Source organism: Micromonospora sediminicola (assembly GCF_900089585.1).
Classification (GTDB): Bacteria; Actinomycetota; Actinomycetes; order Mycobacteriales; family Micromonosporaceae; genus Micromonospora; species Micromonospora sediminicola.
In genome coordinates this window covers 1,148,783-1,165,555 of the sequence record NZ_FLRH01000003.1, presented here as the reverse complement: position 1 = coordinate 1,165,555, position 16,773 = coordinate 1,148,783, and the positions used below count along the sequence as shown (strand labels likewise).

Below are 16,773 nucleotides of genomic sequence, written 5' to 3'. Positions count from 1 at the left end.
CGCCCACGTCCTCGTCACCCACCACACCTCGCACGAGATCTTGGAAGGAAACGGCCCTCAGAGCGGCCACTTCCTTCCAAGATCCGGCGCGCGGTCCGGGGTGGGGCATTGTCGCGGCGCTCCTTCCCGGAACTCCCGCACTCCCGCCCGCCTTTTCGTCGATCTTGGCGTTGTGGCACCTCGGACAACGGGGTCAATCCGACATGCTGGGCGCCACAACTCCATGATCGACGGGCGGTGCGGGTGGGACCGGGTGCCCGGCGAGCGAAGCGGGGGCCGGGACGGGGAGCGAGGTCGGATCTGCGACGAGGGCCGGGGGCGAACCTGGAACGAAGCCTGTGCGCAGGTCGGGCACCGCACCGGAGGACCCGTCGGGGGCGGGAAGCGGGGCTTGGGCCGAGGGCGCGTCGGGGGCGGGCGGCGGGGCTTGGACCGGGGGCGCTTCGGGGGCGGGAAGCGGGACCTGGGCGGAGGACGCGCCGGGCACGGAACGCGGGGCGTGGGCGGAGGACGCGTCGGGGGCGGAACGCGGGGCCGGCGCGGCCGGCAGCGCGACGATGCGCGGCACCACGAACGGCGCGCCGGACACCGGCGCCTCGGGGGCGGTCGGGCGGCAGGCCCGGATCGCGCGCAGCGTGGTGTGCACGTCGAACTGGTGCCCGTCGTCGCTGTCCCAGCCGCCGTCGCTGCGCTGGGTCTCGGCCAGCCGCCGCCGCGCCGACACCAGCAGCCACTGCTCCTCGCCCACCTCCACCCGCCGCAGCGTGGCGGCGAGCCAGGCCACGTCGGCCGGGGACATGCCGGGGATCCGGTCGGCGAGCACGGCCTGGATCCGGGCTGACTCGTAGTACATCTGCTGGCGGTGCAGCACGGCCGCGGCCAGCCAGCCGGCCGGCAGGAACGACGGCCAGCTCCCGTCCGCCGCGAGCCGCCCGGCCAGCGCCTGGGCCGCCGCCTGGACCACCCCGGCGTACGCCCCGCCGACGCGGTGGTCGAGCGGGCCGGCGGCGCGGGCGTCCAGCCCGGCCACGGTGAGCCAGAACCCGGCGTCGGCGGTCAGGTAGAACCGGGCTTCGGGATCGCCGGGCGTGGCCCACTCCGGCGCGAACCCGGCCAGCGACGGGTGCTCGTCCCAGCCCCCGTCGGCGAGCTGGCCGGCGGCCAGCCAGTCGAGCGCGTGCCGGGCGGCGGGACGGCCGAGCGCGCCCAGGTCGTCCAGCTCGGACAGCCGGAAGCAGGTCGCGTCGACGGACGCCACCTCGCCGTCGAGCACGGCGGGCCAGCCGCCGCCGACGGCCTGGCCGGACTCCGCCGCGTCGAGCAGCTCCGGCGGCACCGACGCGCCGGTGCGCAGCCGCGACAGCCGGGCGCGGTCCACCGCGTCCCCGTGCGCCACGACGAACCCGATCGCCGCTTCCAGATCCACCACGCAGGCGACGCTACCTGCGCCGACGCGGTTACGCCTCGGTAGCTCGGTCAGAGGTGGCCCGGCCCACCGGTGACACGCCGAGGGCCCTCCCGGCGCACCGGAAGGGCCCTTCGGGACATCGACGTCAGTAGGCGGGCAGCGACGGGTCGATCTGCTTGACCCAGGACAGCACGCCGCCCTGCACGTGCACGGCGTCCTTGAACCCGGCCGCCTTGAGCGCGGCGAGCGCCTCGGCGGACCGGACGCCGGACTTGCAGTGCAGCACGATCTGCCGGTCCTGCGGGAGCTTCGCCAGCGCCTCGCCGGAGATGATCTCGCCCTTGGGGATCAGCGTGGAGCCGGGGATCCGGACGATCTCGTACTCGGCGGGCTCGCGGACGTCGACCAGGAAGATGTCCTTGCCGGCGTCCTGCCACTCCTTCAGCTCCAGGGCGGTGATGGTCGAGTCGACCACCGCCTCCTGGGCCTCCTCGGAGACCGCGCCGCAGAAGTCCTCGTAGTCCTCCAGCAGGTCGGTGACCGTGGGGTTCTCGCCGCAGAGCGCGCAGTTCGGGTCCTTGCGGACCTTGATCTTGCGGTAGCTCATCTCCAGGGCGTCGTAGACCATGAGCCGGCCGACCAGCGGCTCCCCGATGCCGGCGAGCAGCTTGATCGCCTCGTTGACCTGGATCGACCCGATGGACGCGCAGAGCACGCCGAGCACGCCGCCCTCAGCGCAGGAGGGGACCATGCCGGGCGGCGGCGGCTCCGGGTAGAGGCAGCGGTAGCAGGGGCCGTGCTCGGCCCAGAACACCGACGCCTGGCCGTCGAAGCGGTAGATCGAACCCCAGACGTACGGCTTGCCGAGCAGCACGGCCGCGTCGTTGACCATGTAGCGGGTGGCGAAGTTGTCGGTGCCGTCGACGATCAGGTCGTAGCGGGAGAAGATGTCCCGCACGTTCTCCCGGTCCAGGGCGGTGTTGTGGATCTCCACGTTGACCAGCGGGTTGATCTCCCGGATCGAGGCCGCGGCGGACTCGGCCTTGGACCGGCCGACGTCGGAGACGCCGTGGATGATCTGGCGCTGGAGGTTCGACTCGTCGACGGTGTCGAAGTCGATGATGCCGAGCGTGCCGACGCCGGCGGCGGCGAGGTACATCAGCGCGGGCGAGCCGAGACCGCCGGCGCCGACGCAGAGCACCCGGGCGTTCTTCAGCCGCTTCTGCCCCTCGACCCCGACATCCGGGATGATCAGGTGGCGCGAGTAGCGGCGGATCTCGTCTACGGTCAGCTCGGCGGCGGGCTCGACGAGCGGGGGCAACGACACGGTGGACTCCCCGGGATCGGCGGTGGGACCGCGCCATTGTCGCTCGCCCGGGTGGGGATCGGCCATGATGAGGGACACTCGGCCCGAACTGCGGGACCGGGAATAACTCAGACGCCGTCGGTCGGCTCACCATCGTAGCGGACCCCGTCGACGTACGGCCAGGCGTTGGGCACGCAGCCGTCCAGCCCGTACGTCTGCTGCTGCATCACCGGCGCGGGGGCGCCGGGCGCGGGACAGGCCTGGTGCAGCTCGCCGAACTCGTGGCCGACCTCGTGGTTGACCACGTAGGTCCGGTAGACCTCCAGCGGGGCGCCGTAGTCGGGGACCGCCGACATCCAGCGGGCCAGGTTGAGGATCACCCGGCCGGGAAGCCGGCAGGACGTGTACCGCTCGGTGCGCAGCCCGCCCTCGGCACACATCCGCTCCGAGGTGGCCGGGGTGGCCAGGTAGACGGTGAAGTCGGCGGCGGCCGCCTCGGGCACCCGCTGCACCCGCAGCTCCCCGGAGGCGATCCAGCTGCGCGGGTCGCCGAGCACCGCGTCCACGGTGGCGGCGAACTCGTCGGCGTCCTGACCCGTACCCTGCTCGACCTCGACCCGGTAGCGGCGCAGCGGGCCGGCCTGGCCGCGTACCTCCGACCGGCCCTCGGCCACGGCGAAGGTGCCGGAACCGGCGGTGGGATAGCCGGTCGGAGCCGCCGGGATCTCGGCCTCGGCGCCCTGGGCGAGCGACGGCACGGCGGCGAGCGGGACCCGCTCGGTGCGCGGCGGCTCGCTCAGTCGGGTGATCCCCAGGGCGCCGCCGCCGGCCGCGAGCATCATGGTCAGCAGCAGCACCGACCGCCGTCGGCGGCGGCGCATCCGGCGCAGGCCGGGTCGTTCGGGCGCGGCAGGCGGGTCGTAAGGGGACGACGACGTCATGCCACCAGGGTGCCACGCAATTCGGGCATTTAGCTGCTTTTGCGGCGCAAGCCGCGAGAATCCCTCACGAACGCCTTCAGAGCGCCGGGCCGGTGTACCGCTTCCCGCCCAGGTACGGCCACGGGTTCGGCCGGCACCCGTCGAGGAACAGGGTCTGCTGCTGCATCACCGGCGCCGGCCGGCCCGCGCCCGGACAGGCCTCGTGGTGGTGCCCCAACTGGTGCCCCACCTCGTGGTTGACCACGTAGAGCCGGTAGGCGTCCAGCGGCATCCGCGCGGCCACCAGGTGCGGGGCGGACGTGCGCCACCGGTCCAGGTTGATCACGACCTTGCCCGGCACCCGGCACGACGTGTACGGCACCCCGCCCTTGCGGATGTCGATCCCACCCGCCCCGCACAGCCGGCCCGCCGTGTCCCGGGTGGCCAGGTAGATCGTGAAGTCGTACCGCTCCCCCGGCGCGACCCGCTGCAACCGCAACCGGCCGCCGTCCACCCAGCTCCCCGGCCCGGTCAGGGCCCGCTGCACCGCCCCACCGAAGGCGTGAACGTCCTCGCCGGAGCCGTTCTCCACCGCCACCCGGAACCGGCGCAGCGTCCCGGCCGTCCCGAGCACGCCGCTGGTCCGGTCGTCGTAGCCGAAGCTGCCCCGGCCGTGCGCCGGCACCGGGCCGGGCAGAGCCAGCACGGGCGCCGCCGGTGAGCTGGGCGCCGGGGACGGCGACGGGGAGACGCTCGGCGGCGGCGCCGGCACGGGCGGCGCCGGCGGCTGGGCCGCGAACCCGTCCGTGACCAGCACCTCGGCCCCGGCCGACGGAAGTTGCAACGCGACCCCGACACCGACCGCGGCAGCGGCGGCGAAGGCGCAGACCACGACGGCGGAACGCCATCGGCGGGCAAAGGACGTGGACCGCGCGGCACGCGGACGGCGGGAGCTGGGCATCCGGCTCAGACTGCCACGTCACGCCCGGTTCCGCTCTCCTCCGTTCCGGTGACCATGGCCCTGGCCTGCGCTTTCGTCCCGTTCGGGGCCGGCGTGGCGGCCGGGGCCGCCTCGGCCAGCAACGCCAGCACCGCCCGCGCCACGGTCCGGGGCACCTCCAGCTGGGCCACGTGACCGACGCCGTCGAGCAGCAGCAGCCGACTGTCCGGGATCACCCGGGCGGCCTGCGGCGCGACCCGCACGTCGACCAGGCGGTCCTGCCGGCCACCCACCACCAGCGTGGGCACCCGCACCGCCGCGGCCTGCCGCCAGAGCGCGCCGGCCCCCGGCAGGTACGACCGCAGGAAGCTGCCGACCAGGCCCCGGAACGTCCGGACGTACGCGGCGGCGTAGTGGGCCGCCTCGTACCGGATCCGGATCTCGTCGATCGCCTCCTGCCGGCGCTGCTCGCTGATCCGGGTCAGGTCCGCGACGCACGACTCCATCACCTGCTGGGCCATCACCTCCGGGGCGAGCTGGGCCAGCCGCCAGGCGGCCAACCGCTCGCCCCGGGGGATGGCCAGCAACGGCAGCATCCGCCCCTGCAACGAACGCCGGAAGTCCAGGAACGGCAGCGCGGGCGAGATCAGCGTGAGCGTCCGGACCAGGTCCGGCCGGAGGGCGGCCACCCGCACCGCGACCGCGCCGCCGAGCGAGTTGCCGAACAGGTGCACCGGCCCCCGGTCGCTGTGCTCGATCCAGCTCACCACCCGGTCGGCGAACGCCGGGACGGTGTAGCGCCGCCCGGGCTCGCTGCGCCCGAACCCGGGCAGGTCGATCGCCTGGCCGTCGAGCCGCCCCGCGAGCAGGCCGGCCAGGTCGGTCCAGTTCTGCGCCGAGCCGCCGAGACCGTGCACGTAGAGGGCCGGCTCGGCGCCGGGCGCGGTGGCCGGGGTGTCCCGGACGTGGACGAGCGTCCCGTCGAGACGCACGTGCCGACCCGGCCACGGCGGCGGGACGTGATGCGCGGGAAGGACATGGTCCGGCCAGAGTTCGGCGCGTTTCATGGTTCCAGTCTTCCCCGCCCCGGCCCGACCGCACACCGCGACCGGGCGGTCAGGCGAGCAACGCCTCCAACCGCCGGTTCACCGCGGCGAGGGTGGCCCGGACCACCGCCTGCCGGGGGTCGCCCGCGACCAGCGCCGACCCGGCCAACTGCTCCACCCAGCCGTCGCAGACCAGCAGCACCACCACGGTGGCCACCTCGCAGTTGCCGAACGGCACCACGGCGGCGTGCTCGACGAAGCACCGGCCGCGCTCACCGGCCGGGACGACCCGGCCGAGCAGCTCGTCCACCGCGGCGGCCGCGGCCACCGCGCAGAGCCGGAGCACGTACCCGTCGACGGCCGGCCCGGTCGCGTGCCCCTCGGCCGTGCGGTCCCCGGCGATCAGGCGCACCTCGGTGGTCGCGTCCAGCCCGAACGTGCTCACCAGGACGTGCTCGATCACCACCCGCGGACCCGGGACGCCGCCGGTGTCCAGCGGTCGCGACGGCGCGGTCTCCGTCGTGGTCATCTGCCCACCGGCGTACGAGGTGCCCAGCGTGACCGGGCTGCCGGTGGACATGCCGGTCGGCGCGGCCGCCAGCGACGTCTCCTCCACCGTGGCCCGACCCCGGTGGGCGGCCTGCCGGCGGCGGCGGGGCGGCTCGTCGCCGTCCGCGGGCGCGTCGGCCGGCCGGCCGGCACGCGACTCCACCCCGCCGAACCGGCCCTCGCCGGACCGGTTCTCGGCGGGTCGGTTGGCGGCGGGTCGCACCACGCCGGTACGCGCCGACGTGTCGTCCTCGGTCGACCCGGACGGCACCGCACCCGGCTCGTCGACGGGCCGGGACTGCGGCGTACCGGATCGGGGGTCGACCGTCGGGACCGACCGGCCCTCGGCGACGCGCGCCGCGGCGGACCGCCGGCGCACCGGCGGCGGCGGCAGGGCCGGCGCGCCGGGCAGGTTCTGCGGGGCGGCGGCCAGGCCCATCCGTTCCTGGAGCAGGCGGGCCACCACCCGGCTCACCTCGGCCGGGTCCGCGCCGTCGGCCAGGTCGAGCCGGAGGCTGTGCGCGCCGGCCGGGGTACGCCGGAGCGCGGCGTCCCGGACGCCGGCCACCTCACGGACCGCGTCGAGGATGGCGTTGACGTCGAAGCCCTCCGGCCGCTCGCGCAGCGGCGCGGGCTCGTCGTCACGGCGCAGGTGGGTGGCGATACGGGCGAGTTCGGGAGTCTCGGCGGACGGTTCCACGGCTGGCGGCTCCGGCACGACGGGCACGTCCGGCTCGGCGGGGACGCGCTGCGGCAGCACCGCCGGGGGCGACTCCGCCGACCGGGGCTCGGCGACCGCGTCGGCGGCCGGCACCGGCTCGGGGGCGGACCGGCGGGCCGCGTAGGGAGGTGCGCTCGTCGGGTGGGGCGCGGGGTCGAAGCGCGTCGTCCCACCGGTGGCGGGGACGGCGGAGACCGGCCGGGTGGTGGCCGGTGCGACGGACTGCTCGGACCCGGCCGGCGGTTGCCGGGGGTCGGCGGGGGGCTCGCCGGCGGCACGCGGGGACGGCACGGGAGCCGGTCCGGCGGACGGCGGCGCGGCGGGCGCGGAGAGGTAGCCGGCGAACGGCTCACCGGCCGGCGCGGGCGCGTAACTCGCGGACGGCGGGCCGGTCGGCGCCGACGGGTGGGGCGGACCGGCCGGCGCGGGCGCGTACGCCGCGGACGGCGGGCCGGTGGGCGCCTCCCGGGAGGCCGGCGGGGCGCTGGTCGGCTCGGCGGGCGCGGACCCGCCGAACGGGGTCACCGGCACCGGCGGGCCGGCCCAGGAGGGGCGCTCGGCGGACGGCTCGTAGCCCGGCCGCGGCTCCGGTTCGGACCGGGGCAGGCGGAACGGCCGGGTCGGTTCGGGGTGCGCCGGTTCCGGGCCGGCGGACGGCTCCGCGCGCACCGGCTCGTACGGGCGGACCGGCTCGGGGCGGGGCGGTTCGTAGCCGACGGGCGGCTCGACGCCGGCCGGCGCGTACGGCCGCACCGGCTCGGGCGCCCACTCGGCCGCGCGGTCCTCCCGGGCGGCACGACGGCCGACCGACTCGTCGTCCCGTGCCGGGCGCTCGGCGGGCTCGTCGTCCCGTGCCGCCCGCCGCCCGACCGGCTCGTCGGCGCGTGCCCACGGCGGCGCCCAGCCGTCGCCCCAGCTCGGCCTGTTCCAGGACGGGCCGGACCAGTCCGGCTCGCCGACCGGGCCCGCGCCCGGGTCGTCGGGCGCCGCGCCCCGGTGCTCGGTCGGGCCCCGGTGCTCGGCGGCGCCCGGGTGCTCGGCGGTGGCCCGGTGGTCGGACGCGCCCGGGTGCTCGGCGGCGGCCCGCGGCTCGGCGGCCGGTCCCCGCCCCTCGGCGGGTCGGTGCTCGGCCGGGTGGCGGGGCGGCTGCTCGGCCGGGTCGCGGTGCGGCTGCTCGGCCCGACCGGGATCGGCGACCGACGGCTGCCCGGGGGGCCGGTCGGCCCAACCCCGGGAGAGCGACGGGGCCGGCTCGGTGGTGGGCGCGTGGAAGCCCGGGGGCACCTCGAAACCGGAGGCGGCGGCCCCGACCGGCGGCACCTGGAGGGCCGGGGGCGCGGAGGTCGGGCCGCCCTCGGGCCAGCGGGGGAGCCGGCCGGCGGACGTCTCGTCCGAGGCGTGCCGGGAGCCGGCGGAGTCGACCCCGGGCGGCTGCTGCTCGATCGCGGGCGCCGGGCGGGGCGCCGGCACGGCCAGCCGGTCACCGTCGGTCTCCCGGGGCGGCTCGCCGCCCACCGGCGGGGCGCTCACCGGCGCCTGGCGGGTCACGGGCGGCTCCTCCCCCGGGTGGCGCACGCCGTTGACGTGTCGCCCGTTGAGCCGGGCCGGCGACTCCTCGGTCGCGGGTTGGCCGGGCGGGGCCGGGAGGTCACCGTGCCTCGGCGAGGAGGCGGCCCAACTGCCGCCGAGGTCGCCGTAGGGCCAGCCGCCGGGCGCGGGCGCGCCCCGGGACCAGCCGTTCGCCGGGGGCGCCCATCCGCCGCCGGTGCGGGCCGGGTCGTCGTGCTGGCCCGTCCCGTCGCCGTGCTCTCCCGGGGTGGCGGCTCCGGGTTGCCCTGTTTCACTCACCGCGCGCTCCTTGGTCGCCCCCGCTGAGGCTACCGTGTGGTGGCCTCAGAGCGAGAGACCCGTTGCGAGGCGTATTGCGGCAGCAGGTTGATGACGAGGATCCCCAACGCGTCCGCGATGCGCTGGACCTCGTCGAGGTTCATCGCGACGGTCGCCCGCGGGCTGATCCGCACTGAGAGCCACTGCGCGTTATGGCCCAGGCGCTTCGCCAGCTCAGCCTGATTGACCCCAAGGCGACCCATCCACGCGCGGATCTCCGCGGCTACGTCCGCAGAGAGGGTCGCGGTCCCTCCGTCGGGTGTCGTAGTCATGCCCTGAATCGTAACGGCTCCGCCTGAACCGTCAAGGCACGATTGTCAATATCCCGTGAACGCTTGACGTCATCAGGCTAAGCCTGACATAGTTCCGTTCATGCGGAAGACAATCGCCGATCACGTCTCATCTGAGGTGAGGGCTGAGCTTGCAAGGCAGCGCCGCCCACAGCGTGACATCGCTGAGCTGCTCGGCATCTCGGTAAACCAGGTCTCGGAGCGCATCCGCGGCGACGTTGAGTGGCGGGTGTCGGAGCTGGTGCTCGTCGCCGAGCTGCTCGGCGTCCCGGTGGCGCAGTTCCTGCCGGCGGCGGCGGCGACCTCGGCCGAGGTGCCGGCCGCGTGATCGCCACGCTCCCCGTCGCCCCGGGGCCTTCCGGCCCGGCTGACAACCGTCCGCCGGCGCGGCCCACCAACCCGCCGGCCCCGAAGCTGCCCGCTGCTGGCTACGTCTGCTGGCCGTGCGTGTGCGGCAAGCACTTCTGGTGCGAGGGCGGCCGCTGCACCTGCTGCGGCTCCGCCAGCGCGCACAAGGAAAGGGCCACGACCGCGCCAACGGTCGTGACCCCTGTACCCCGAACCCGCCCCACCTCCATGAAAGGACTGGTCGAGATGACCAACGTACCTGCCACCCCCGAGGTGGCGCAGCTGCCGACCATGCCGGGCTGCGGCGAGCCCGCGGCAAAGCGCCTCGAGATCTACCGGTCCGGACACGGCCGCACCTTCGCCGAGCTGGCCGGCACGGTCAACGTGTGTCGCAACCACGTCGACGCCGTCGCGCCGGCGCTTGGGGACAACTTCCTGCTGTTGCCGCTGGACGACGACGTGAGCGAGCGGCCATGCGGCAGCGGCATGGACTTCGCCGGCGACCGGCCGGAGCCGCTGGCCGCCCGGTGCCGCGCCGCCTACCCGGACTACGGCCGGGTGCACGACGTCGACCGGGCGCACGCCGACGCCCTCGCCGTCGAGGAGCCGAAGCCGGCGCCGGCCATGGTGGAGGCGGCCGGGCAGGCCGCCGTGCTCCGGATCGCCCGGGCCAACATGCTGCGCGAGATCTCCCGCCTCTGCTACGCCGTCGACTCCGAGGCGCTGCCGGCGCCGCGGGCGGTCCGGTTCGACAAGTTCACCCACGCCGCGCAGCTGGACTTCGACACCGAGGACGAGGCGATCGCCTGGGCGGCGCGGCTGGGCGCGGAGCAGGGCACGCTGCGCAGCGCTCGCCACTTCGCCCTCGTCGGTGCGACCGGCTACCACGCGATCGTCGTCTGGCGGGGTGTGTGCGTCGACCTGGTCTCCGTCGCCACGGTCGAGATCGAGCCGGCGGTGGGCGCGGCGCCGGCCGCCGAGGTGCAGGCCGAGGTCGACGCGCTGCCGGTGCCGCCGGAGCACTACCAGGTCGGCGGCTCCGTCGGCGGGCCCGGTGAGAACAGCGTCGAGTGCGCGTGCGGGCTGGTCTTCGACGGCTTCGACACCCACGCCGGGGCGATGGCGTTCCTGGACCGGCACATCGCCGACCCGGAGCCGGCCTCCCTCGCCGGTGGCGCGTCGTGATGGCCTCGATCCTGGCGGGCCTGCGGGCCTCCGCCGGTGAGGTGGCCGGCCTGGTCCTGGTCGTCGCCCTGGTCGCGCTGGTGGCGTGGTGGGGTCGGCGGCAGGAGGTCCGGCGGGCGGACGAGCGCCGCGCCCGGGCCGAGGCCCGCCGCCGCCCGCCGGCGCTGGACCCGGCCGAGTGCGGTCTGCCGGTGGACCCGTGGCCGCACGCCGAGGACCACGACGTGGACAGGCTGACCCGCTCCGAGATCCACGTGGCGGTGTCCCGATGACCGCCCAGGTGGCCGCGCCGACGCGGGTGCCTGGCCAGCCCGGCCCGCCGGCCGTCGAGCAGCTGCCCGAGCAGGGCGGCACGTGGCACCTGGTCGTCTCGGCGCAGGCCGGCGACCGGGACGCGTTCGGTCAGCTCTACCTCCGCTACTACGACGTGGTCTACCGGTTCGTGCTGTTCCGCGTCGGGCAGCACCGGCAGACCGCCGAGGACCTGGCCGGGGAGACGTTCGTCCGGGCGCTGCGCCGCATCAACACCGTGCAGTGGCAGGGCCGCGACATCGGCGCCTGGTTCGTGACGATCGCCCGGAACCTGATCGCGGACCACTTCAAGTCCAGCCGCTCCCGCCTGGAGTGCATGGTGGGCGACGTCCTCGACGCGAACCTGGGCGTCGACTTCACCGACCGCACCCGCGAGGGCAACCCCGCCGACACTGCCGTCGACCGGCAGATCGCCGAGATCGTCCGCGAGGCGATGGGGAAGCTCACCGCCGAGCAGCAGGAATGCCTCGACCTGCGGTTCTTCCAGGGCCTGTCCGTGCTCGAGGTCGCCGCGGCGATGGGCAAGCAGGAGGGCGCGGTCAAGGCGCTGCAGTACCGCGCCGTCCGGGCGCTCGCGCAGCGCCTGCCCGCCGGCTTCGAGCAGGTGATCCGGTGCTGACCCGCCACCCCGCCGCCGCCGCGCTCGCCGCCGCGCTCGCGGTGCTGCTCGGCACCGCCGCCCTGACCCTCGCCGTCCCCGACCGGCCGTCCCCGACCGGCCTGGGTGCCCTCATCGTCCTGGCCGTGCTCTGGCTGGCCACCGCCGCGGTGTGCGCCGCCGTCGCGCTGCGCCGAGCCCGCACCGCCGACTGGCAGCGCCTGCACGCCGCCGCCTACCCCCTCTACCGCCGCGGCGAGCCGGCCGCGTTCCTCGACATCCCGGAGGCACACCGATGAACCTCGACCCCTTCCAGGCCGCCGCCATGCTGATCGCCCTCGCCGTCGTCTCGTTCATCGTCGGCCTGCTCGTGATGGCCATCGCCGCCCGTGCCCGCCAGCTCGACGAGGGCGACCGCGCCGGCGCCGCGTTCCGGGAGCTGCGCGATGTCGCCCAGCGCCACGTCATCCCCGCCGACGCCGCGGTGCTCCTGCGCGAGGCCGCCCGGATCTGGGACGGGTGGCGGCCCGACGGCCTGCACCTGGAGGCCTACCACCGCCACCACGCCGACAAGCAGCTCACCGAGACGTACGTGCACCGGCTGCTCGACGCCCTGGCCACCGGCCGCCCGGTCGACCTGTCGGGCTGCCGGGTGCCCGCCGACGTCCGCGGCCGGCTCCGCGCGATGGCCGCCATCGCCGCCGCCACCGGCACGGCGACGCCCACCCCGGTCGGCCCGGGCGTGGTGTCCGTCGACACGGCCGGCCTCGTCGTCCACCACCCGGTCCGCGCCGGCGGCCGCGATGGGTGAGCCGGAGCAGCCGCTGGTGCTGTGCCTGGACTGCCACCGGCCGTGCAAGACCCCGGTGTCCCGGGCCCGCCGGATCGGCGCGAAGTGCTGGCGCAAGCGACGTGCCCTCGCGCGCGCCGAGGCCGCTCCGGTCGCCCTGCCCGGCCTGGCCGGGCGCGGCGGCCGGGCCGGCCAGCCCGGCCCGGACCTGCTCGACGCCGCCCGCGAGACCGCCTGCGACGTCTGCCACGGCGACCCGTCCCAGTGCGGACACCTCCAGGACGACGACCAGTGGCCCAGCGACCAGGACGGTGACCGGTGACCGCCAAGGCGCCCCGCTTCTGCGAGGAGTTCGTGCCGGACCCGGACCTCGGCCTGGACTGGAAGCAGCGCGCGACGTGCCTCAACTGCGGCCGTGTCGGCCAGGCCGGCGACCCGGGCCACACCCCACCAGCGCCCCCGCCCACCCCCACCCCGAAGACCCGCATCTCGCCCGCGCTCGCCGCGGCCGCCCAGGCCCGCGACGCCGCGATCCTCGGCGAGCACGACCCGGAGGAGCTCCCGTGGTCCACCGCCTGAACGACGACGAGCTGCGCGCCGCGGCCGCCACCCGGCCCGGCTACGCGACTTACCCCGAGTACCGGCCCGGGCAGCCCGAGCGGCTCGGCAAGCTGCCCGCCGTGCACCGCCCGCCGGCGCCCGCCCCCGCCGCCGCGGCGGCCGTCGAGCAGCAGCCCGCCGCCCTGGACGGCAGCGCAGCTGCAGCGCCCAAGACCTGGTACGACAACACCGACATCTGGGGCCCGGAGCCCGAGCCCGCCCCCACCGGCACGGCCGTGCCGGTGGGGGAGCCGCTCGACGCCCGGCCGCCGACCACAGCCGCCGAGCCGCCGCCGGCGACCCTGCAGGCGCTGCCGCCCACCCACGTCTTCGACTTCGAGCCGCGCTGGATCGTCGAGCGGCCGTGGTGGCGCCGCCGCTGGCACTGGGCCGTCATGGCCGCCGACGCCGGAGTGCACCACGGCTACGCCTGGACGCAGGCCGGCGCCCGCCGGCGTACCGCTCGGGCGGCCCGGAGGGCCGTCCGGTGACCGCCGACGTGATCGCGCTGACCGAGCAGTCCACCGAGGAGATGGCGCGGGCCCGGGCCGAGCGGATCCGGCAGGGCATGCGCAACTGGCTGGAGACGGTGTCGGAGTACGCCCTGGCGTGGGAGCGCCGCGACTGGCACGTCCTCGGGTACGCGGACTGGCAGGCGTACCTCGACGGCGAGTTCGGCGCCGAGCGGCTGCGGATGCCCACCGCGCAGCGCCAGGTCGCCGTCGAGGCCCTGCGCTCGGCCGGCATGAGTCAGCGGGCGATCGGCTCTGCGCTCGGTGTCAGCGTCGGCACCGTCAACGCCGACCTGGCCGTCGTGCAGGACCGGACGCCGGCGGAGATCCGCGGCGCGGACGGCAAGACCTACGCCGCCACCCGCCCGGCCCCGGCCGTCGACGTCGCTCCCGGCCCTGGTCCGGAGCCGGACGAGCAGGTGTGGATCGCCGCCGCCCGCCGGGCGATCGAGGCGCACGCGTTGAAGAGCAAGACGTCGACCAGGTGCTCCCGGTCGACGCGCACCGGCCTGACCCTGCCCGCCCGGCAGGCGACGGAGAAGCACGCGGCCACGTGGTGCCGCAAGTGCTGGCCCGAACCGGAGCCGTCCGAGGTCCCCTGCGGCCGCTGCGGCACCGTCGTGCCGGCCGCCGAGGTGGCCGACGGCCCGGGCGGCCCGCCGACTCTCTCGGCGCGCTGGTGGTGCGCGGTGTGCCGGTTCATGCCGCCGGCGGACTACGTCACGACCAGCGTCACCTACGGCACGCTGCTGCCCGGCGACTACATCGACCGGCCGTACGGCCCACGCCAGCACGTCGCCTGGCACCAGGTCGTCCAAGCCCACTTCGACGCCGGCGTCACCGTCTTCACCAACCACAGCGAGAACGTGCCCGTCCACGAGGACGTGGCCGGTGACCTGCCGCTGACGGTCCGCCGGCCGGAGGGCCGTACCGCGGCCGCCGGCCGCGTGTCCGACTGCCGTGCCTGCCACAGCCTGGTGCCCGCCGCGGTCATCTACAACGGCAAGTGCCCGGCCTGCCTCGACGCCGCCGACCACGCGCAGATGTCGAACGAGAAGCTGCTCGCCCAGAGCCCGGACATGGAACCGGGCGCCGAGGAGACCGTGGCGGCGGGCCAGCTGCGCGCCGGCGACCTGGTGTGGGTCGGCCCGGACGGCTGGCAGCCGGCCACCTCCGCCGAGATCGGTCCGATCCCGCCGGAGCCGGGCGGCTGGCAGGTCCTCGCCCGCACCCGCACCGGCAACCACACCGCCACCGCCCACCGCATCTGGCGGTGGGACGACCTGCTCCAGATCCGCCGGCCCGTCCCGGCCGGCGGCGAGACCACCCGTTTCGCGGCGGGTGACACGGCCCCGACCGGGCCGTCCGCCGAGACCCACGACCCCCGGGCCTCGCGGGAAGCCGGGGCGGAGATTCGCGACTCCGCCCCGGCAGGCACCGCCCAGGCGGCCGCCGGTGTTGACACCGAGCCGGCGGATGGAGCGGATACCGCGCGTCCTCACGGCGCGGGCGACGCTGCTCCAGCCTCCGCCCCGTCGTCGACTTCCCTCGACGGCGGGGCGGAGGTGACCCCAGCCGAGGACGGTCTGACGCCGGCCGACGTCGCGAGGTTGCGGGCCGTCTTCGAGTGGGCGCGGGCCGGGCTGGCTCGGCATCCGCGCAACGCTGCCGGCCGGGGTAAGCCCGCGACGCTCGGCATGGAGTACGCGCCGGGCGAGCCGACCCCGCCCCTGCACCCGGAGATGGCACGGAGCGGCCAAGTGGCGCACGTGGAGGTCTGCTGGGAGGCCGGACAGGTCGACGTCGTCTACCGCTCCGACCGCTACGAGCTGGACCGTATCGACTTCTGCCCGGCCACCGTCGCCCAGGGCGTCGACCTGCTGTGTGCCTGGGGCGTGCTCCCGGCCCGCTTCTCCCAGCAGTACGCCGCCGGCGTCCAGGCCGGCATGCGCCGCGGTGCGGCGATCGACGGCGCGCTCATCGAGGAGGACGCGGATGCCTGACCTGCCTGTGTACGAGCGGTGGCGGGACGTGCCGACCGGCTTCTACACCAAAACGCAGCTGGCGGACCTGGACCTGCCCCGCCAGGCCGGCGGGCCTGTGGCCGCGTACGTGGCCACCCGGGACTGGCGGGACAGGAAGACCACCGTGCCGTTGTACGCGTGGGGGGAGTCGGTGCCGTCGCCGGCGAGTCTGGCGCAGCTGGAGGCGGCCCGCCGCCGCGGCGGCGCCGGCCGGGTGTGCGACGGGTGCGGTGCCCGGCCGGACCGGCCGGCGATCGCCGGCGACGGCGGCCGCCACTGGTGCCCGGCCTGCGCTCGGATCCAGCGGCTGCGCGCGGCGGTGGCCGCTGCGGCCGCCGGCCGGATCGACGCGGTGCTGTGGGCCGCCGGGCTGATCGCCGCGGACGCCCCGCCGGCGGTCGTGGTCCGCGCGTGGGAGATCACTCGGCCGCCGAGCCCGGCGGGCCGCCGTAACCCGCGGCCGATCGCGGTGCGCGTCGACGCGGTCGACACCACCGGCGTCCGCCTGGTCGACGCCACGCTCCGCCTCGCCGGCCCGCGCGTGCGCGCGGTTCCGGAGAACGCGGTCGACCCGGCGACGCTCGCCGAGCCGATGCGGCGGCTGCTGACCGCGCCGGTGATCGTCACCTGGTCCGGTGGCGAGGTCGACCAGCTGCGCTGGCTCTACGACATCGAGCGCCCGAAGGACTGGCCACCGGCGTACATCGGCGGCAACCCGAACGCGCTGTGGCGGCGGGCGACCTGCTGGCGCGGTGAGGTCGACCCCGACGACCCCCGGCTGGAACTGCGCGGCGCACTCGACCCGGGCACCGCCGAGCGGACCCTGCTGGTGCTGCGCCGCATGGCCGCCACCGACCTGACCGCGACGGCCAGCCCATGACCCGCCTCGGTACCCGCTCCGCCGCTCCGGACTTCCTCGACGACCCGGACGTGGTGCCGGCCTGTGCCGGCGTCGACAGCGCGCTGTTCTTCCCCACCCGGGAGGACAGCGCGGCCGCCGCGGAGACGGCGAACCGGTACTGCCGGGCCTGCCCGGTCAGGACGCCCTGCCGGCAGTGGGCGCTGCGGCAGAGCCCGAACGACCTGTACGGCATCTGGGGCGGCACCACCCGGGAGGACCGCCTCCGGATCCACCGGCGACGGCGGGCGGGGGCAGACCGGTGAGGCCGGGGCTGTGGCTGGTCGCCGGCGTGGTGCTGGGCCGGCCCGTGCCGGTCACCGACCGCTACCCGCACCTGTGCGGCACGACCGCCACCGCCACGATCACCGGCCAGCCGTACCGGTACCGGGCCCGCGACTGCGCCGCCTGCCCCCAGCGGCCCGGCGGGCGCGGGTGA

The 16,773-nt window shown here is 76.3% G+C and carries 18 protein-coding genes and 2 pseudogenes; 13 read left to right on the top strand and 7 right to left on the bottom strand.

Features of this window, described 5'->3' with window-relative positions:
• Positions 1-610 precede the first annotated feature (610 nt).
• The 7 genes and pseudogenes from GA0070622_RS06070 to GA0070622_RS06040 all read right to left on the bottom strand — a co-directional run.
• Positions 611-1,480: pseudogene (locus GA0070622_RS06070) on the bottom strand (hypothetical protein); the annotation flags it as partial.
• 73 nt (positions 1,481-1,553) lie between these two features.
• Positions 1,554-2,801: an adenylyltransferase/sulfurtransferase MoeZ gene (gene moeZ, locus GA0070622_RS06065; RefSeq protein ID WP_176558987.1), complete on the bottom strand. Its 1,248-nt coding sequence runs from the start codon at positions 2,799-2,801 to the stop codon at positions 1,554-1,556.
• A 41-nt stretch (positions 2,802-2,842) separates the two neighbouring features.
• A complete protein-coding gene (locus tag GA0070622_RS06060; protein ID WP_091569852.1) occupies positions 2,843-3,655 on the bottom strand; it encodes a DUF3152 domain-containing protein in 813 nt (270 codons plus the stop codon).
• A 76-nt stretch (positions 3,656-3,731) separates the two neighbouring features.
• Positions 3,732-4,595, bottom strand: coding sequence for a DUF3152 domain-containing protein (locus GA0070622_RS06055; RefSeq protein ID WP_091569847.1), 864 nt, complete (start codon positions 4,593-4,595; stop codon positions 3,732-3,734).
• A gap of 5 nt (positions 4,596-4,600) precedes the next feature.
• The gene (locus GA0070622_RS06050) at positions 4,601-5,641 is read right to left on the bottom strand and encodes an alpha/beta fold hydrolase (protein WP_091569843.1); all 1,041 of its coding nucleotides are present in this window, start codon (positions 5,639-5,641) and stop codon (positions 4,601-4,603) included.
• Between the two features lie 49 nt (positions 5,642-5,690).
• A pseudogene (locus GA0070622_RS33650) lies at positions 5,691-7,064 on the bottom strand (DNA polymerase III subunit gamma/tau domain-containing protein); the annotation flags it as partial.
• A 1,703-nt stretch (positions 7,065-8,767) separates the two neighbouring features.
• Positions 8,768-9,049: a helix-turn-helix domain-containing protein gene (locus GA0070622_RS06040; RefSeq protein ID WP_091569836.1), complete on the bottom strand. Its 282-nt coding sequence runs from the start codon at positions 9,047-9,049 to the stop codon at positions 8,768-8,770.
• A 100-nt stretch (positions 9,050-9,149) separates the two neighbouring features.
• Between GA0070622_RS06040 and GA0070622_RS06035 the strand changes: the two genes are divergently transcribed.
• The 13 genes from GA0070622_RS06035 to GA0070622_RS32440 all read left to right on the top strand — a co-directional run bounded on the left by GA0070622_RS06035 (position 9,150) and on the right by GA0070622_RS32440 (position 16,773).
• On the top strand, positions 9,150-9,395 hold the full coding sequence (locus tag GA0070622_RS06035; RefSeq protein WP_091569832.1) for a helix-turn-helix domain-containing protein: 246 nt from the start codon (positions 9,150-9,152) through the stop codon (positions 9,393-9,395).
• A gap of 266 nt (positions 9,396-9,661) precedes the next feature.
• Positions 9,662-10,600: a hypothetical protein gene (locus tag GA0070622_RS06025; RefSeq protein WP_141684534.1), complete on the top strand. Its 939-nt coding sequence runs from the start codon at positions 9,662-9,664 to the stop codon at positions 10,598-10,600.
• Positions 10,600-10,872, top strand: a complete 273-nt coding sequence (locus tag GA0070622_RS06020; RefSeq protein ID WP_141684533.1) for a hypothetical protein — start codon at positions 10,600-10,602, stop codon at positions 10,870-10,872. Before GA0070622_RS06025 ends, GA0070622_RS06020 begins: the two co-directional genes overlap by 1 nt.
• The gene (locus GA0070622_RS06015) at positions 10,869-11,531 is read left to right on the top strand and encodes a sigma-70 family RNA polymerase sigma factor (RefSeq protein ID WP_091569814.1); all 663 of its coding nucleotides are present in this window, start codon (positions 10,869-10,871) and stop codon (positions 11,529-11,531) included. Before GA0070622_RS06020 ends, GA0070622_RS06015 begins: the two co-directional genes overlap by 4 nt.
• The gene (locus GA0070622_RS06010; RefSeq protein WP_091569809.1) at positions 11,525-11,809 is read left to right on the top strand and encodes a hypothetical protein; all 285 of its coding nucleotides are present in this window, start codon (positions 11,525-11,527) and stop codon (positions 11,807-11,809) included. The genes GA0070622_RS06015 and GA0070622_RS06010 overlap by 7 nt, the downstream gene beginning before the upstream one ends.
• Positions 11,806-12,321: a hypothetical protein gene (locus tag GA0070622_RS06005; protein WP_091569805.1), complete on the top strand. Its 516-nt coding sequence runs from the start codon at positions 11,806-11,808 to the stop codon at positions 12,319-12,321. The genes GA0070622_RS06010 and GA0070622_RS06005 overlap by 4 nt, the downstream gene beginning before the upstream one ends.
• Entirely contained in the window at positions 12,314-12,622 is a 309-nt protein-coding gene (locus GA0070622_RS06000; RefSeq protein ID WP_091569801.1) for a hypothetical protein, read from the top strand. The genes GA0070622_RS06005 and GA0070622_RS06000 overlap by 8 nt, the downstream gene beginning before the upstream one ends.
• Positions 12,619-12,879: a hypothetical protein gene (locus GA0070622_RS05995; protein ID WP_091569798.1), complete on the top strand. Its 261-nt coding sequence runs from the start codon at positions 12,619-12,621 to the stop codon at positions 12,877-12,879. Before GA0070622_RS06000 ends, GA0070622_RS05995 begins: the two co-directional genes overlap by 4 nt.
• Complete coding sequence (locus GA0070622_RS05990; RefSeq protein ID WP_091569794.1) at positions 12,864-13,391, top strand: hypothetical protein; 528 nt, start codon at positions 12,864-12,866, stop codon at positions 13,389-13,391. Before GA0070622_RS05995 ends, GA0070622_RS05990 begins: the two co-directional genes overlap by 16 nt.
• Positions 13,388-15,415 (top strand): helix-turn-helix domain-containing protein, encoded by a 2,028-nt coding sequence (locus GA0070622_RS05985; protein WP_091569790.1) that lies wholly within the window; start codon positions 13,388-13,390, stop codon positions 15,413-15,415. The genes GA0070622_RS05990 and GA0070622_RS05985 overlap by 4 nt, the downstream gene beginning before the upstream one ends.
• A complete protein-coding gene (locus GA0070622_RS05980) occupies positions 15,408-16,316 on the top strand; it encodes a hypothetical protein (protein WP_141684532.1) in 909 nt (302 codons plus the stop codon). The genes GA0070622_RS05985 and GA0070622_RS05980 overlap by 8 nt, the downstream gene beginning before the upstream one ends.
• Positions 16,313-16,600 carry a WhiB family transcriptional regulator gene (locus tag GA0070622_RS05975; protein ID WP_091569780.1) on the top strand — a complete coding sequence of 96 codons (288 nt, stop codon included), beginning with the start codon at positions 16,313-16,315 and terminating at the stop codon, positions 16,598-16,600. The genes GA0070622_RS05980 and GA0070622_RS05975 overlap by 4 nt, the downstream gene beginning before the upstream one ends.
• On the top strand, positions 16,597-16,773 hold the full coding sequence (locus GA0070622_RS32440) for a hypothetical protein (protein ID WP_176710425.1): 177 nt from the start codon (positions 16,597-16,599) through the stop codon (positions 16,771-16,773). Before GA0070622_RS05975 ends, GA0070622_RS32440 begins: the two co-directional genes overlap by 4 nt.

Excerpts from the sequence above, each read along its gene's own strand:
- moeZ (WP_176558987.1), bottom strand. The coding sequence starts at position 2,801 with ATGGCCGATCCCCACCCGGGCGAGCGACAATGGCGCGGTCCCACCGCC.
- GA0070622_RS06060 (WP_091569852.1), bottom strand. The coding sequence starts at position 3,655 with ATGACGTCGTCGTCCCCTTACGACCCGCCTGCCGCGCCCGAACGACCC.
- GA0070622_RS06055 (WP_091569847.1), bottom strand. The coding sequence starts at position 4,595 with ATGCCCAGCTCCCGCCGTCCGCGTGCCGCGCGGTCCACGTCCTTTGCC.
- GA0070622_RS06050 (WP_091569843.1), bottom strand. The coding sequence starts at position 5,641 with ATGAAACGCGCCGAACTCTGGCCGGACCATGTCCTTCCCGCGCATCAC.
- GA0070622_RS06040 (WP_091569836.1), bottom strand. The coding sequence starts at position 9,049 with ATGACTACGACACCCGACGGAGGGACCGCGACCCTCTCTGCGGACGTA.
- GA0070622_RS06035 (WP_091569832.1), top strand. The coding sequence starts at position 9,150 with ATGCGGAAGACAATCGCCGATCACGTCTCATCTGAGGTGAGGGCTGAG.
- GA0070622_RS06025 (WP_141684534.1), top strand. The coding sequence starts at position 9,662 with ATGACCAACGTACCTGCCACCCCCGAGGTGGCGCAGCTGCCGACCATG.
- GA0070622_RS06020 (WP_141684533.1), top strand. The coding sequence starts at position 10,600 with ATGGCCTCGATCCTGGCGGGCCTGCGGGCCTCCGCCGGTGAGGTGGCC.
- GA0070622_RS06015 (WP_091569814.1), top strand. The coding sequence starts at position 10,869 with ATGACCGCCCAGGTGGCCGCGCCGACGCGGGTGCCTGGCCAGCCCGGC.
- GA0070622_RS06005 (WP_091569805.1), top strand. The coding sequence starts at position 11,806 with ATGAACCTCGACCCCTTCCAGGCCGCCGCCATGCTGATCGCCCTCGCC.
- GA0070622_RS06000 (WP_091569801.1), top strand. The coding sequence starts at position 12,314 with ATGGGTGAGCCGGAGCAGCCGCTGGTGCTGTGCCTGGACTGCCACCGG.
- GA0070622_RS05980 (WP_141684532.1), top strand. The coding sequence starts at position 15,408 with ATGCCTGACCTGCCTGTGTACGAGCGGTGGCGGGACGTGCCGACCGGC.
- GA0070622_RS05975 (WP_091569780.1), top strand. The coding sequence starts at position 16,313 with ATGACCCGCCTCGGTACCCGCTCCGCCGCTCCGGACTTCCTCGACGAC.